11 protein-coding genes are annotated in these 13,817 nt (G+C 66.2%); 3 read left to right on the plus strand and 8 right to left on the minus strand.

Annotation, left to right across the window (positions count from 1 at the left end; genetic code table 11):
• Positions 1 to 2: 2 nt before the first annotated feature.
• The gene (locus HHL15_RS04325) at positions 3 to 881 is read right to left on the minus strand and encodes a ThiF family adenylyltransferase (RefSeq protein ID WP_169144588.1); all 879 of its coding nucleotides are present in this window, start codon (positions 879 to 881) and stop codon (positions 3 to 5) included.
• A 256-nt stretch (positions 882 to 1,137) separates the two neighbouring features.
• On the opposite strand from HHL15_RS04325, the gene HHL15_RS04330 reads away from it, so the two are divergent.
• The 3 genes from HHL15_RS04330 (at position 1,138) to HHL15_RS04340 (ending at position 3,539) form a co-directional block, all read left to right on the plus strand.
• Positions 1,138 to 1,899, plus strand: coding sequence for a PEP-CTERM/exosortase system-associated acyltransferase (locus tag HHL15_RS04330; RefSeq protein ID WP_169144589.1), 762 nt, complete (start codon positions 1,138 to 1,140; stop codon positions 1,897 to 1,899).
• Between the two features lie 158 nt (positions 1,900 to 2,057).
• The gene (locus HHL15_RS04335; RefSeq protein ID WP_169144590.1) at positions 2,058 to 2,591 is read left to right on the plus strand and encodes a hypothetical protein; all 534 of its coding nucleotides are present in this window, start codon (positions 2,058 to 2,060) and stop codon (positions 2,589 to 2,591) included.
• A gap of 126 nt (positions 2,592 to 2,717) precedes the next feature.
• Complete coding sequence (locus tag HHL15_RS04340; protein WP_169144591.1) at positions 2,718 to 3,539, plus strand: nitroreductase family protein; 822 nt, start codon at positions 2,718 to 2,720, stop codon at positions 3,537 to 3,539.
• A 90-nt stretch (positions 3,540 to 3,629) separates the two neighbouring features.
• On the opposite strand, the gene HHL15_RS04345 is transcribed toward HHL15_RS04340, so the two are convergent.
• From HHL15_RS04345 to HHL15_RS04375, 7 genes are all read right to left on the minus strand, one after another.
• Positions 3,630 to 4,421 carry an ABC transporter ATP-binding protein gene (locus HHL15_RS04345; RefSeq protein WP_169144592.1) on the minus strand — a complete coding sequence of 264 codons (792 nt, stop codon included), beginning with the start codon at positions 4,419 to 4,421 and terminating at the stop codon, positions 3,630 to 3,632.
• Positions 4,422 to 4,444: 23 nt separating this feature from the next.
• Positions 4,445 to 5,401 carry a nitrate ABC transporter permease gene (ntrB, locus tag HHL15_RS04350; RefSeq protein ID WP_169144593.1) on the minus strand — a complete coding sequence of 319 codons (957 nt, stop codon included), beginning with the start codon at positions 5,399 to 5,401 and terminating at the stop codon, positions 4,445 to 4,447.
• Positions 5,402 to 5,493: 92 nt separating this feature from the next.
• Positions 5,494 to 6,753, minus strand: a complete 1,260-nt coding sequence (locus HHL15_RS04355; RefSeq protein ID WP_169144594.1) for a CmpA/NrtA family ABC transporter substrate-binding protein — start codon at positions 6,751 to 6,753, stop codon at positions 5,494 to 5,496.
• Positions 6,754 to 7,156: 403 nt separating this feature from the next.
• On the minus strand, positions 7,157 to 7,732 hold the full coding sequence (locus tag HHL15_RS04360; RefSeq protein WP_169144595.1) for an ANTAR domain-containing response regulator: 576 nt from the start codon (positions 7,730 to 7,732) through the stop codon (positions 7,157 to 7,159).
• Positions 7,733 to 7,835: 103 nt separating this feature from the next.
• Complete coding sequence (locus HHL15_RS04365; RefSeq protein ID WP_169144596.1) at positions 7,836 to 9,392, minus strand: SpoIIE family protein phosphatase; 1,557 nt, start codon at positions 9,390 to 9,392, stop codon at positions 7,836 to 7,838.
• A gap of 92 nt (positions 9,393 to 9,484) precedes the next feature.
• Positions 9,485 to 10,390, minus strand: a complete 906-nt coding sequence (locus HHL15_RS04370; RefSeq protein ID WP_169144597.1) for an ATP-binding response regulator — start codon at positions 10,388 to 10,390, stop codon at positions 9,485 to 9,487.
• A complete protein-coding gene (locus tag HHL15_RS04375) occupies positions 10,391 to 13,789 on the minus strand; it encodes a PAS domain S-box protein (protein ID WP_169144598.1) in 3,399 nt (1,132 codons plus the stop codon).
• Positions 13,790 to 13,817: the final 28 nt, after the last annotated feature.

Raw genomic sequence — 13,817 nt, forward strand, 5'->3', positions numbered from 1 at the left:
GCTCAGCGTCCTGCGCGCATCGCCCGCAACTGGCGGCGGGCGATCGCCAGACCGATCTGCTGGATCGGATTTCGGTTGCCCCAGGGGCGCCAGGTCTTCACGTAGCGATTGCGGTAGGCATCGAACTGGTAACCCCACGGGGCGCACATGACCTCGCCCCGCCCAAGCAGGATCTTGAGGGACTCCGTCGCCGTCGCCCCGGCACACAGCTGGCACGCGGCGATGGTGCTCGGCCCGCGCCGGGCCACGAAATCGACCCGCGAAGGATCGGCCAGATAGCCCCGCTGCAGCATGGCCGGCGACAGCCCGAGCAGGAAGCGCACCGCCATTTCATCCTCGTCGCAGCCGTCAAGACGGAAGTACTCCTCGAAGCTCATCCTGCCGGGCAGAAAGCTGAGCACGGCGGTGCCCATCCCCAGGGGTGCCGCCGTGACGGCCGGAATGCCGCGCTCCCAGCAGGCCCTGAAGGTATCCCGTCGGGCCTGGAAGGCGAAGAAGTCGAGGCCGTCCACGTAGAGATCCACCCCGTCGAGGAAGGCATCGAGATTGGCCGCATCGACCCCACTGCCGAAAACCCTGATGTCCAGCTCCGGATTGATGTCCCTGGCCATCTCGGCCATGACATCCGCCTTGGGGCGATCCAGCGTGGACATCATGGCCCCCGCCTGGCGGTTGAAATTGACCAGGTCGAAGGTGTCCATGTCGGCGATATGGAAAGCTCCGATTCCCAGGCGTGCCAAGCTCAGGAGATGCACGCCGCCGACGCCCCCGACGCCCGCGATGGCGATGCGCTTGCCGCGCAGGGCGGTCTGCTCCGTCTCGGTCACCCAGCCGATATTGCGGGCAAAGGCCTCTTCGTAACGAAAGCGTCCGTCAGACATAGGCGGTGTAATCCCAGCGGTGAATATTTTCTTATGATACGTCAGATCGGCGCGCCGGCAGCCAACACCACGCCAGCCATACGGCCATCCCGTTTTCATGAAAATGCTTCGTTGCAGGATGCAGACTCGCGGAACTTGGCGCACACTGAGCGCCGTTGCAAGCCCCTGTCGAGTCAGGGGCCCTTCAAGATTCGAGGCCTGGTTGCCGTTAAGTGCCAGACGCCCGCCTTGTTTTCCCACAGGGGAATGACCCGCCATGTCCTTACTTGATCGATTCAGCCTCGGCGAAGGCTTCAAGAAATACTTCGAAATCGCCCCCGCCTTCGACAAGGGCCGGCGCAACGAGGTGTTCGGAATCCGCCATGAAGTCTATTGCGAGGAGCTCGGTTTCGAGCCCGTCCGCCCCGACCGCATGGAGACCGACGAATACGACCGCCACAGCCTGCACTGCCTGATGCGCACCGTGAACGAGCCGCAGACCCTGGTCGGCTGCAACCGGCTGGTCATGGCCCGGCCGGAAGACCCCGACTACCTGCTGCCCTTCGAGCGCACCTGCGCGGCCACCCTGGACCGCAGCATCATCGATCCGGCCCGCCAGCCGCGGGGCGCCATCGCCGAAGTGTCGCGCCTCGCAGTACGCGCCCACTACCGGCGCCGGCGGGGTGAGACCAAGGCGGCCGTGGCACTCAGCGACGAGGATTTCGGCACCAACAACCAGCCCCGCTTCCCCTACATCCCGATCGGGCTCTACCTGGCCGTGGTGGCGATGGCCAAGCGGGAAGGCATCGAGACCCTCTTCGTCCTCACCGAGCCCCGGCTGGCCGACCACTTTGCCAAGCTGGGCGTCAAGATCACCCAGATCGGCGGCCCTGTCGAACACCGGGGCATCCGCATTCCGTCCATGATGGACGTGAACGCCATCATCAAGGGCCTGCGCTTCTTTGTCCGACCCATCTGGCGCGTCATCGAGGCCCAGATCGACGAAGGCTATTCCCACCCCGGCCGGCCCCCATTCTGAACGCCGGCGAATTGCCACAGCGCGCCCGCACACCTCCCTGAACGATATCGGCGGTGAGGCGGTCGGAGACATCGCCGCATCCCTGTCACCCGACTGCAACCGCCACGGCCTAGGCTTGCGGCAACGCATTCCCACACGCCAATCCTCAAGGAGTCCCCATGTACCTGTCCCCCACCGACCTCCAGAAAGCACGCCACGCTGCCCTCGACCACCTGCAGGCGGCTTCCCTGGTGATGATCGAGACAGCCGGCAGGCTCGCCGGCCTGAGCCTGGAGGCATCCCGCCGGGTTCTCGACGAAGGACACCAGCAGCTCGACGGCCTGATCGCCGGCAGCCCCTCCGGTCTTGAACCGCCGCCCCTGTCGCGCCTGGTGTCCTGGCGCAGCGAATCCGCCGGGCAATTGCGCGAAGCCATCGAGATCATCGGCGACGCCCACCAGCGCATGCTCGAGGCCACCCGCGAGCAGGTGGCCAGCTTCGACCAGCTCCTGATGCGCCAGATGGACCGTGCCGCCCTGAGCGCCGACCCGGCCGGCGAAGTGGCCATCGACCACGTCCGCAACACCATCCGGCAAGCCGAGGCGGGCTTCAACGAACTCACCGATGCCGCCGCGCGCAGTGCGGACATGCTCGAGGAGCAGGTCCGCCAGGTGTCCGAGGCCCTGTCCTCCGACGGGACCAAGGCGGACTGAAGCAGTCCCGTCACCAGGCCGCTCCCGCGGCCCGCGGGTGCACTTGCGGGCTTCCGCGCCCTAGAATGACGGGCTAGTCCGATGGCGCCGGCTGGCGTCATCGGCTCATCAACCGCAAGGAAACCCATGAACGCCCGCGCCTCCCTCTACCAGGCCCGCTATGGCTCTGCCGATACGCCGCAGCCCGCAGCCGGCTCCACGATCATCGACCACCTGCTGGCCCACCGCTCGGTGCGTGCCTACTTGCCCGACCCGGTCAGTGACGACAGCCTGGCCGCCATCATCGCGGCCGCCCAGTCGGCAGCCAGCTCGTCCAATCTCCATGCCTGGAGCGTCGTGGCCGTCCGCGACCCGGTGCGCAAGGCGCGCCTGGCGGAGTTCGCCGGCAACCAGGAACACATCGTCGAGGCACCGCTGCTGCTGGTCTGGCTGGCCGACCTGGCCCGCCTCGAAAGCGTGGCCCGGCGGGTTGGCGAGAGCCATGACGCGCTTGACTACCTGGAGATGTTCGAGGTCGGTGTGATCGATGCCGCCCTGGCCGCCCAGAACGCGGTGGCCGCGGCCGAATCCCTCGGCCTCGGTACGGTGTACATCGGCGGCATGCGCAACCGCCCCCTGGACGTTGCCGCCGAGCTGGCCCTGCCGCCCCGCGTGGTGGCGGTATTCGGCCTGTGCGTGGGCACCCCCGACCCGGACAAGCCCGCCAGCGTCAAACCGCGCCCGCCACGGCCGGTGGTGCTGCACCAGGAGCAGTATTCCCTCGAGGCCCAGCAGCCCGGCCTGCTCGAGTACGACACCGCAATGAGCGAGTTCTACGCTGCCCAGGGCATGAAGGTGCGCGGCACCTGGTCCAACCACTCGGCCAAGCGGGTCCGCGACGCGGCCTCCCTGTCAGGGCGTGATCAGCTGGTGGAAGCGCTGCACCGATTGGGCTTTCCGCTCAAGTAACCGGGCGGGCGCCGATGCGCCCTTCCAATGCAAACGGCCCGGACTGCGGCATTGCCGGTCCGGGCCGTTTGATGTGCCGCAGCACGCCGCTCAGGCGGCCTTCTTCATCTGCTTCTGGTACAGGAACTCCAGGATCGCTCCACGACATTCGGCAAAGTGCGGATCGTGGGCCAGCGCCAGGCGGTCGCGGGGCTTGTCCAGCTTGACCTCGAGGATCTCGCCGATGGTCGCCGCCGGGCCGTTGGTCATCATCACCACCCGGTCGGACAGCAGCACCGCCTCATCCACGTCGTGGGTCACCATCACCACGGTGGCGCCGGTCTTCTCCATCACGCCGATCAGCTCGTCCTGCAGGGAGGCCCGGGTCAGCGCATCCAAAGCGCCAAAGGGCTCGTCCATCAGCAGGATCTTGGGCTCCATGGCGAAGGCCCGGGCGATCCCGATACGCTGCTTCATGCCGCCGGAGATCTCGTGGGGCATCTTCTGGGTGGCATGGGTCATGTGCACCATCTCCAGGGCCGCCGCGGTGCGCTCCTTCAATTTGGCCTTGCCCTCCTTGGCGCCGAAGACCCGCTCGACGGCCAGGTAGACGTTCTCGAAACAGCTCAGCCAGGGCAACAGGGAGTGGTTCTGGAAGACCACCGCCCGCTCGGGCCCGGGGCCGGCGATCTCGCGGCCGCTGCACAGCATGACCCCCGAAGTGGGCAGGGTCAGGCCGGCGATCAGGTTGAGCAGGGTGGATTTGCCGCAGCCAGAGTGGCCGATCAGCGACACCACTTCGCCACTGCGGATCTGCAGATTGACATCCTTCAGGGCGACGAAGCGGCCCTTCTTGGTCTCGAAGGCCATGCCGACGTTTTCGACCTTGACGATTGCGTTCATGACGAAACTCCTCGATCCGGTTATCAGTTGGTGCCGTAGCTGAAGCGACGGGCAATCAGCAGCAGCAGTTGTTCGAGCAGCAGGCCGACGATGCCGATCACGAAGATGGCGATGATGATGTGCTCGACCTTGAGGTTGTTCCATTCATCCCACACCCAGAAGCCGATGCCGACGCCGCCGGTGAGCATCTCGGCCGCCACGATGACCAGCCAGGCGGTGCCGATGGACAGGCGGATGCCGGTGAGCATGTATGGCAGCACCGAGGGCAGGAGGATCTTGGTGATGATCTTGAACTCGGACAGGTTGAGCACCCGCGCCACGTTCAGGTAGTCCTGCGGCACCCGCTGCACGCCCTGGGCGGTGTTGAGGATCATCGGCCAGATGGAGCAGATGAAGATGGTCCAGGTGGAAGCCGGATCGGCGGCCTTGAAGACCATCAGGCCGATGGGCAGCCAGGCCAGCGGAGACACCGGGCGCAGGATGCTGATGATCGGCTCGAGCATGCTGTTCATGAAGGCGAAGCGGCCGATGATGAAGCCCATCGGAATGCCCACCAGCGCGGCCACGCCAAAGCCGATGGCGACCCGCTTGAGGGACGACAGGATGTTCCAGCCTATGCCCTGGTCGTTCGGGCCGTTGCGGTAGAAGGGGTCGGAGAACAGCGTGACGGCGGCATCGAAGGTCTTTGCCGGGCCGGGAAAGTCGGTCGAGCTCATGGCAACCAGCGCCCACAGGCCGATCACGAAGGCGAAGCCCAGGAAGGGCGGAATCACGGCACGGAAAAGCTGGCCGACGCGCTCACCAAAGGGCGTGCCGGGCTCGGCGACGGGCGCCGGAGCTGCATTCTGGATGGGCGTCGAGGAGGCCATATCGGATTCCTTGGCAGGGGTGGCTTCGCTGCGGGCCACGGGCGCCGGGTGAGCCGGCGCGGCTTCGGGCGCAACGGCCCCGAGCGCAGACGTGAGGGTTGCAGTATTCATGATGATCTCCGTTAGTCGCCGGGAGGCCCTTGAGCCTGCCCTTTCACATTGAACGTACGAGGCGGACGGGGGGCGGCACCGCCCCCGCCGGATCAGGCGGCCTTGATCTTGAAGGAGGCGGCGTACTTCTTCGGGTCCTTGCCGTCCCACACGACACCGTCGAAGAACTTCGAGCTGCGGAAGTCGGACTTGGGCACCGGCGTGCCGACGATGGAGGCGGCCTGCTTGTACAGCTCGGTCTTGTTGATGGCCTTGGCCACGGCCAGGTAGTCCACGTCCTGCTTGAGCAGGCCCCAGCGGCGATGCTGGGTCAGGAACCACATGCCGTCGGACAGGTAGGGGAAGTTCACCAGGCCGTCGTTGTAGAACTTCATGTAGTTCTTGTCCGACCAACTCTTGCCCAGTCCATTTTCGTACTGGCCGATCATGCGGCTGCGGATCACATCCACGTCGGTGTTCACATAGCTCTTGGCGGCCACCGTCTCGGCGGTCTTGGAGCGGTTGGCGGCGCTGGCGTCGATCCACTTGGATGCTTCGAGGATCGCGCAGATCATGGCGCGGGCGGTGTTCGGGTACTTGGCCGCGAATTCGGCGGTGGCGCCCAGCACCTTCTCGGGGTGGTCGGTCCAGATATCCTGGGTGGTCATCGCGGTGAAACCGATCTTGTCCACGATGGCACGCTGGTTCCAGGGCTCACCCACGCAGTAGCCGTCCATGTTGCCGACCCGCATGTTGGCGACCATCTGCGGAGGCGGCACGACGATGTTCTTGACGTCCTTGAAGGGGTCGATGTCGTGGGCCGCCAGCCAGTAGTAGAGCCACATGGCGTGGGTGCCGGTGGGGAAGGTCTGGGCGAAGGTGTATTCCTTCTCCTTCTTCGCCACCAGCTTCGACAGGGAGGCGCCATCCACCGCGCCCTTGTCCTTGAGCGCGTTCGACAGGGTGATGGCCTGGCCGTTGTTGTTGAGGGTCATCAGCACGGCCATGTCCTTCTTGGGACCGCCGATACCCAGGTGCAGGCCATATACCAGGCCGTACAACACATGCGCCGCGTGCAGCTCGCCGTTGGCCAGCTTGTCCCGCACACCGGCCCAGGAGGCTTCCTTGCTGGGGGTGATCTTGATGCCGTACTTCTTGTCGAAACCCATGACCGAAGCCATGACCACCGAGGAACAGTCGGTCAGCGGGATGAAGCCGATCCTGACTTCTTCCAGCTCCGGTTTATCCGAACCGGCAGCCCACGCGCCGGCAGAGGGGAGCATCGTGCCCATTGCAGCCATACCTCCAAGGGTTGCCCCAGCCTTGAGAAAGCCGCGGCGGGAAAGATTCTTGTCGTCGAAACGCTCGCTCATTGCTCGCCCCTGATCCGAAAATACAAAAAAAAGAGGGCGTCTCACTCCTCCGCGAATGATTCGCTGAGGAATGGACGCCCTTGTCCAAGTCTGATCGCCTGATCAAGCCGGGCCGCCGTTGGACCGACTTCGAGGAGTACTAAGCGAGCGCTGTGCCAGAAAAAATAAGATGTTGATTAATATGAATATACTCAAAAAACAAAACAACTTACCCCTTTAGAGGTAAATAAAACCTCTCACACTCATGCACTGCGGCAGTGCAGCATGCACCGCTTTGGCGTCATCCCGATAAGAACAGGCTTCCTCATCAGCACAAGCAGCTGAAACAGAAAGAAAAAGGGCGGAAGCCGGTTTTCCGGCTGCCGCCCCACAAGATGCACCCCGGCAAGGCCGGATATCTCTTTCAGAGTAGAAGACTGGCCATGTCGATCACGTCGCGCGCCACCTCAGCCAGCTTGCGGCCCCGCTCCATGGCCAGCTTGCGCAGGGCGTGATAGGCCGCGTCCTCGTCCAGCCCACGGGCCTTCATGAGCAGCCCCTTGGCCCGGTCCACCAGGATCCGCTCAGACAGCTTGCGATTGGCGTCGTCCAGCTCGGCACGCAGGTGCTGGAACTCCTCGAACTGGGCGATGGCCACCTCGACCAGCGAATCCAGGCGCTCGGGCGTAACGGAATCAACCACATAGGACGACACGCCGGCCTTCACGGCACGCCGGATCATCTCGGAGTCGGTGTCCTGGGAGAACAACAGCACCGGTCGCGGACAGTCCCGATTCATGGTGGCGAGGTGTTCCAGGGTGTCCCGGCTCGGTGAATCGGCCTGGATGAAGATCACATCAGGCTTGGTAGCGAGCACCTGATCGGACAAATCGAGCGCACTCGAAAGCGCCGCCACCACCTGATGACCTGCCAGGGCGAGGGCCGCGCAGACATCGGCGGCACGTTCGCGGGAAGAATCGACAACCAGTACTCGCAGCATGGCGGAGACCACCGTAAAGACAATACTTTCGGTGTAGCAGGAAGCACGCCATCTTTCCTTGGCGTCCTGCGCCGCGTGCCTGGCGCAGGAGGGCTGGCAGGGCTCAGCCCCGCAACATGGCAGGATCCGCGCAGTCGAGGAGGAGCACCGAGACGTCGTCCCCCGCCGGTTGCCCCGCCAGGTGGCGGGTCAGGGCCTGGCGCAGAAGGCCCAGGTGGCTGGCTCGCCCGCCTCCGGCCAGCGCACGCACCAACCCCTCGTGGCCGAAAGGCTCGCCGGCCTGGTTCTCGGCCTCGGTCAGGCCATCGGAGCACAGCACGATCTGCCCCGGGCCATCCCAGGTGAAGGCTTCACAGACCACCGCCGCCTCTGCCGAGGGCAGGATGCCGAGGGGCAGCTGGCGGGACGGGAAGCGCTGCCGCACCTGCCCATCCTCGCTCACCTGCAGCACATCCGGCACGCCGCCGACCCAGATCTCGCCGGACGGACGGGACGCTTCCAGGCGCACCAGCGCGGAGGCCACGAAATGCCCGGGAGGCAGCAGGCCGCAGAGCAGGTCGTTGAGCTCCGTCACCAGCCCTGCCAGGGGCAGGTTGCGGGCGGCGCCGCGGTAGAAGGCACCCAGGGCCGGCAGCACGCTGACCGCGGCGGCAAGCCCGTGGCCGGTGGCGTCGGCCAGCATCGCATAGAGGGCGCCATCGTTGGAGCGGGCCACCGCCACCACGTCGCCCGAGAAGTTGCGGGCCGGCATCACGGCATATTGCACGGCCTTGTCATGCAGCCAGTCGGAGCGGATCTGCCGCTCCATGATCTTCATGGCAAGCTCCTGCTCGCGCTCGGACTCATCGTGGTAGCGCTGCAGCCGGGCCGCGTCCTCGGCCAGCTGGCGCTGGATGCGACGGGCTTCCGACACATCGCGCACGATGCCGATGAACATGCGCCGGTTGGGCAGCTGCAGGTCGGACACGCCGATCTCCATCGGGAAGATCGTGCCATCCTTGCGGCGGCCGGTCATTTCCCGGATCTGCCCGACCACCCGCTTCTCGCCGCCCATCACGTGGCGCTGCAGGTAGCTGCTGCCGCCTTCGGAGGCATCCGGCGGCAAAAGCATCGAGAAAGGCCTGCCGATCATCTCGGGGGCGCCGTAGCCGAAGATGTGGCTGGCAGCCCGGTTGACCGACAGGATCATGCCCTGGTCGTCCGCCGAGATGATGCCGTCGATCACGCCGTTGGCCACGGCCCGCACCTGTTCGAGCGAGCCGGACAGGCGGCGCTGCATGTCGAGCAGGCGGCGCAAGGCCTTGAAGCGGGCCGAGAAGACCGGGAAGGACAGGGGCTTGGCCAGGTAGTCGTCGGCCCCGATCTCGAGGCCGTGGACAATGTCACCCTCGCCGCTCAGCGCCGACAGGATGATGATGGGCACCCAGCGATCCTCCGACAGCGCCCGGATCTGCTTGATCGCCTCGAAGCCATCCATGCGCGGCATCATCAGGTCCATCAGCACGATGTCGGGGGACTCCTGGCGGAAGATCTCCACGGCATCCACGCCGTCGGCGGCATACAGGGGCTGGCAGTTGAGGTGGCCCAGGAAGGCGCCCACGATCGTCCGGTTTGAGGCGATATCGTCGGCCACAAGGACTCTCAATGTATTTTCAGACATCCACTGCTCTCTGCTTCTCGGCAGGCGGGCATCCAGGCCCGGCCTGCGGCAATCCATCGGACGGGATAGCGGAAAGGGCCATCCCGGGCGGCTTAGGCGGGCTTGTCCGACTTGGGCACGGTCACCACGACCTGGTTGCCCGGAGGCAGATAGGTCAGGCTGGTGAAGGACAGCTGCCGCGACAGGGCGATCCCCCGCCCGTTTGGCGCAAAGGCCCGTTCGGGATCGAAGTCCAGGAAGCGGCGCCAGTCGAAACCCGGACCATCATCACGGATCTCGAACACCCAGCGGGAATCATCCCCCCAAACCTTCAACCTGACTGATTTGTTCCGGTTCTCCGCCAGGGACAGGCGGTGCGCCACCTCATCCTCCCAGCGGTCCTCCTCGCGCAGGCGGCTCTTCTCGGCAAAATCGATTCCCAGGTTGCCGTGCTCGACGCCATTCACCAGCAGTTCGCAGAGCCCCATGGCCAGCGTTTCCGGCTGGGGCCCCAGCAAGGCGACGAAGGACGCCAGATTGCGCGCTTCGTCCAGGGTGCGGATGCTGAAGGCCCCTTCGGTCATGCAGTTCATCGCCTTGGCGTGGTCGTTGAGGCTGGCCCGCAACTCCCGGCGCACCCGCATGTCGTCCAGCGCCGAGCGGATGATGGTCTGCAGCGCCTCGCCCTCGAAAGGCTTGGTCAGGTAATAGAAAGCTCCCGCTGCCAGCCCTTCGCGCACCTGCTCCGGTGAAGTCGCGGCAGTCTGCATGATCACCGGGATGCTGCTCAGGCGCTCGTCGGCCTTGATCTTGCGCAGCAGCATGATGCCGTCCATGCCCGGCATCATGCGATCCAGCAGGACCAGGTCGAACTCCCGCTCCCGGTCACCCAGCGCCTCCCAGGCCGCATCGCCGGATTCGACCATGACCAGGTCGAAATCCATCTCATCCAGATACTCCGCGACGATATCCAGGTTGAAGGGTTCATCGTCGACCACCAGTATGCGTGCCCTGCTCATCTATTCTTCCTTCTCCGCCACGCTGCCCGAACGGGGCAGGGACTCTGTTCCAAGGGGCAGGACGACCGAGAAGTCCGCCCCGCCAACTGCATTGTTGCAAGCACTGATCCGGCCGCCATGGGCCACCACGATCTCCTGGCAGATCGCCAGCCCGAGGCCCGTGCCACCGGCTCCGGTGCGCGTCCGGCTACTTTGCACGAATTTGTCGAACACCACGTCGAGTTCCGCCAGGGGGATGCCAATCCCCTCGTCTGACACAAGGATCTCCACCGCGGGCGCCCCGTCGAGGCTGGCCATGGCCAGGCGCACCCGGATGGCGCGCCCCTCCGGCGTGAACTTGCCCGCATTGGACAGCAGGTTGCGTATCACCTGCCCCATCTTCGCCGAATCGACCATCACCTCGGGCAGGGGCCCTGCAAGCTCCACCTGCACCATCTGCCGCCGCGACTGGAAGAGCGCGGCAAAATCGTTCAGCCCATCCCGGATGATCTGCTCGAGATCGGCCGGGGCCAGCGACAGCGTCATGCGGCCCGCCTCGAACTTGGACAGGTCGAGCAGATCGTTGAGCAACACGAGCAGCCGCTCGCCGCTGACCCGGATGCGATGGAAGTAGCCGCGCAACTTCTCGTGACCGACCTGGGTGACCCGCGTTTCACCGAGCCGCGCGTAGCTCAGCACCCCATGCATCGGCGTCCTCAGCTCGTGCGACATGTTGGCCAGGAACACCGACTTGGCCTCGTTGGCCGCCTCCGCCGCCTCCTTGGCAAGCTGGAGATCGTGAGTCCGGGCGGCCACCAGTGACGCAAGGTTCTGATTATGGTCCAGGATCTGGCTTTCCCGGGCCTTGGCATCGTCGATGTCGGTATGGGTACCGATCATGCGCAGGGCCCGGCCATCCGGCGCGCGCTCCACCACCAGGCCCCGGATCAGGACCCACTTGTAGCGGCCGTCCTTGCAGCGCATCCGCAGCTCCTGCGTGAACACCGGGGTCTCGCCCCTGAGGTGCGCATCCTGCGCCTCCAGCGCCGCCGCCAGGTCGTCCGGATGCACGCGCTCCGACCAGGCGCCCAGATCATCGCCGATCTCTTCGGCGGCGTAACCCAGCATCGCCGTCCAGCGCAGGGAACGGAACACCCGGCCGGTCGCCAGGTTCCAGTCCCACACGCCGTCACCGGCCCCGTCCAGGGCGAACTGCCAGCGGGCCTCGCTCTCCCGCAAGGCCAGCTCGGCCAGCTTGAGATCGGTCACATCGCGGATCACCGCCAGGCTGCCGCCGGTGCGGATGGCCCGGAAGCGGGCCTCAAAGTGGCGCCCCTTGCCGCCCCGCCGCGACGCATACTCGATCCGCTGCAGCGTGCCGGTGCGCGACGCCTGCACCGCGGCCTGGGCAAAGCGCCGGGCCATGTCGGGCGACAGAGCGTCTTCCAGGCGATGCCCCAGGAAGGACTCCGGCGGCATCGACAGGGCGTCGCCACTGGGCGCGTGATAGCGGACGATGCGCATCCCATCGTCGAGCTGGAACAACATGTCGGGGATCGCCTCGATCAGCGACTCATTGGTCGCATGGGCTTCGCGGATGGCCTGCTGCTCCTGCCGGCGCACGGTCACGTCCTCGACGATCACCCAGCGCCCCGCATCGCGGCTGCCGACCCGCGTGGTGGTGACCAGGACCGGCACCCGGTGGCCGTTCTTGTGCACCATCTCGGTCTCGTAGGCCTGCATCGGAGCCACCAGACAGGCATCCCCGTCGGCCTGGATGAAGCCGTCCGGATGCTCCGGCGGTGGGGGCAAGAGGCAGCCGGGGCGGCACAGCTCATCCTCGGCATAGCCGGTGATGCGGCAGAAGGCGGCGTTGGCCTGCCGGAAGCGCCCCTGCCCGTCCACCAGCGCCATGCCCAGCGAGGCATGCCGGTACAGCGCATCGAGCTTGGCATGGGAATCCACCACCGCCTGCTGGGCGCGGCGCAGCTCGGTCACGTCCGACACCGCCCCGGCCGTGCGCAGCGGCCTGCCGCGGGCATCGAACTCGGTCTTGCCGGCCAGGTGGAACCAGCCCGAGCTGCCATCGATACGCCGGATGGGGATGACACATTCGAGCAGGGCCCGGTCCTTGACGTGCAGACGGAAGGCACGCAGGAAGGTCCGCCGGGCCGGCGGCGTCATGGACCGCAGGACACCGCGCACCGTGCGGGGCAGCCCGCCTGCCGGATAGCCGAACAGGCGGTCGCAGCGCAGCGACAGGAACAACGTGGCGTGGCCCGCCTGCCATTCCCAGATCCCTTCATCGGTGGCGGACACCGCCAGCTCGAAGCGCTTCTCGCTGTCGCGCAGCTCACCGGTCATCTGTTCGGCGATGGCCACCGCCCGCTTCTGCTGCCCGGCCAGTGCCGCCAGCAGGAAGGCCAACAGCACGCTGGTCAGGGCTCCGCCAAAGGCCAGCAGGGTCGACGAAGCAAAGTCGCCGTCTGCGCCGGGAACCGTTACACGGACCCGCCAGGTGCGCTCACCAAAGCGGACCTCACGCTCAATCGTCGCAGCCCCTATCCCGGGAGAGTCCTTTGCCGGGTACAACTTCACGGCCCCCGCCGCCGTGACGTCCTCGACCACCAGCCCGACCCCCGACGCCGATGACTCGAGCAAGCCGTCGAACAAGGCGATCGCGTTCAGGCCCAGCATGACGATCCCCTCGGGCCCGAGGCTCGGCGCCAGCTCATCCACCGGCCGCGCAACCCGGTACACCACCACCCCGTTCACCCGCGACGCCCCCCCCAGGACCACCAGGGACAAAGGCGGGCTCATGGCGATCCCCTTGCTGCGGATCGCCGACTCCATGGCGGCACGCCGCAGGGGCTCGGCGAAACTGTCATAGCCGATGGCCGCTTCGGTCTTCGGCGTCAGGGGCCAGAAATAGGTCAGGGGAAAAGTGTAGGGGCCACGCGCCGGGTCGGGCACGGGCTGGATCCGGATGTCACGCCCATAGCTGGCGGTCAGCACCGCCTCCACGGCCGCCACCCGCTCCACCTCCACGCGCCGGGCCAGGCCGATGCCGACTACCTCGGGCAAGGCCTCGGTCGGGCGCAGGCCGGCCACATAGCCCTCGAACTCGCGCCGCTCGACCAGGTGCTGGGCATCGAACAGGCCGGCCACGCCACGCAGGATGAAATCGACCTTGCCGAGCCGTTCCTCGAGTTGATGCTCAAGGCGATCCGCCACGGCCTCGTTGCGGGCCTGCTCGATCTCCAGCTCATGGCTGTGCAGGGTCTGCCAGCCCAGGCCGGTCAGCACACCCCCCAGCAGCAGGGCCGCGACGAACCAGTGCCCCCGCCCGCCGGGCAGGCGGCCCGAACGGATACGGCCACCAGGCAGCCTGAAGATGGACAAAAAGGGGGGTGGGCTCATCACGCGTGGTGTACGGCCCCGCCCCGGC

Source organism: Zoogloea dura (assembly GCF_012927165.1).
Classification (GTDB): Bacteria; Pseudomonadota; Gammaproteobacteria; order Burkholderiales; family Rhodocyclaceae; genus Zoogloea; species Zoogloea dura.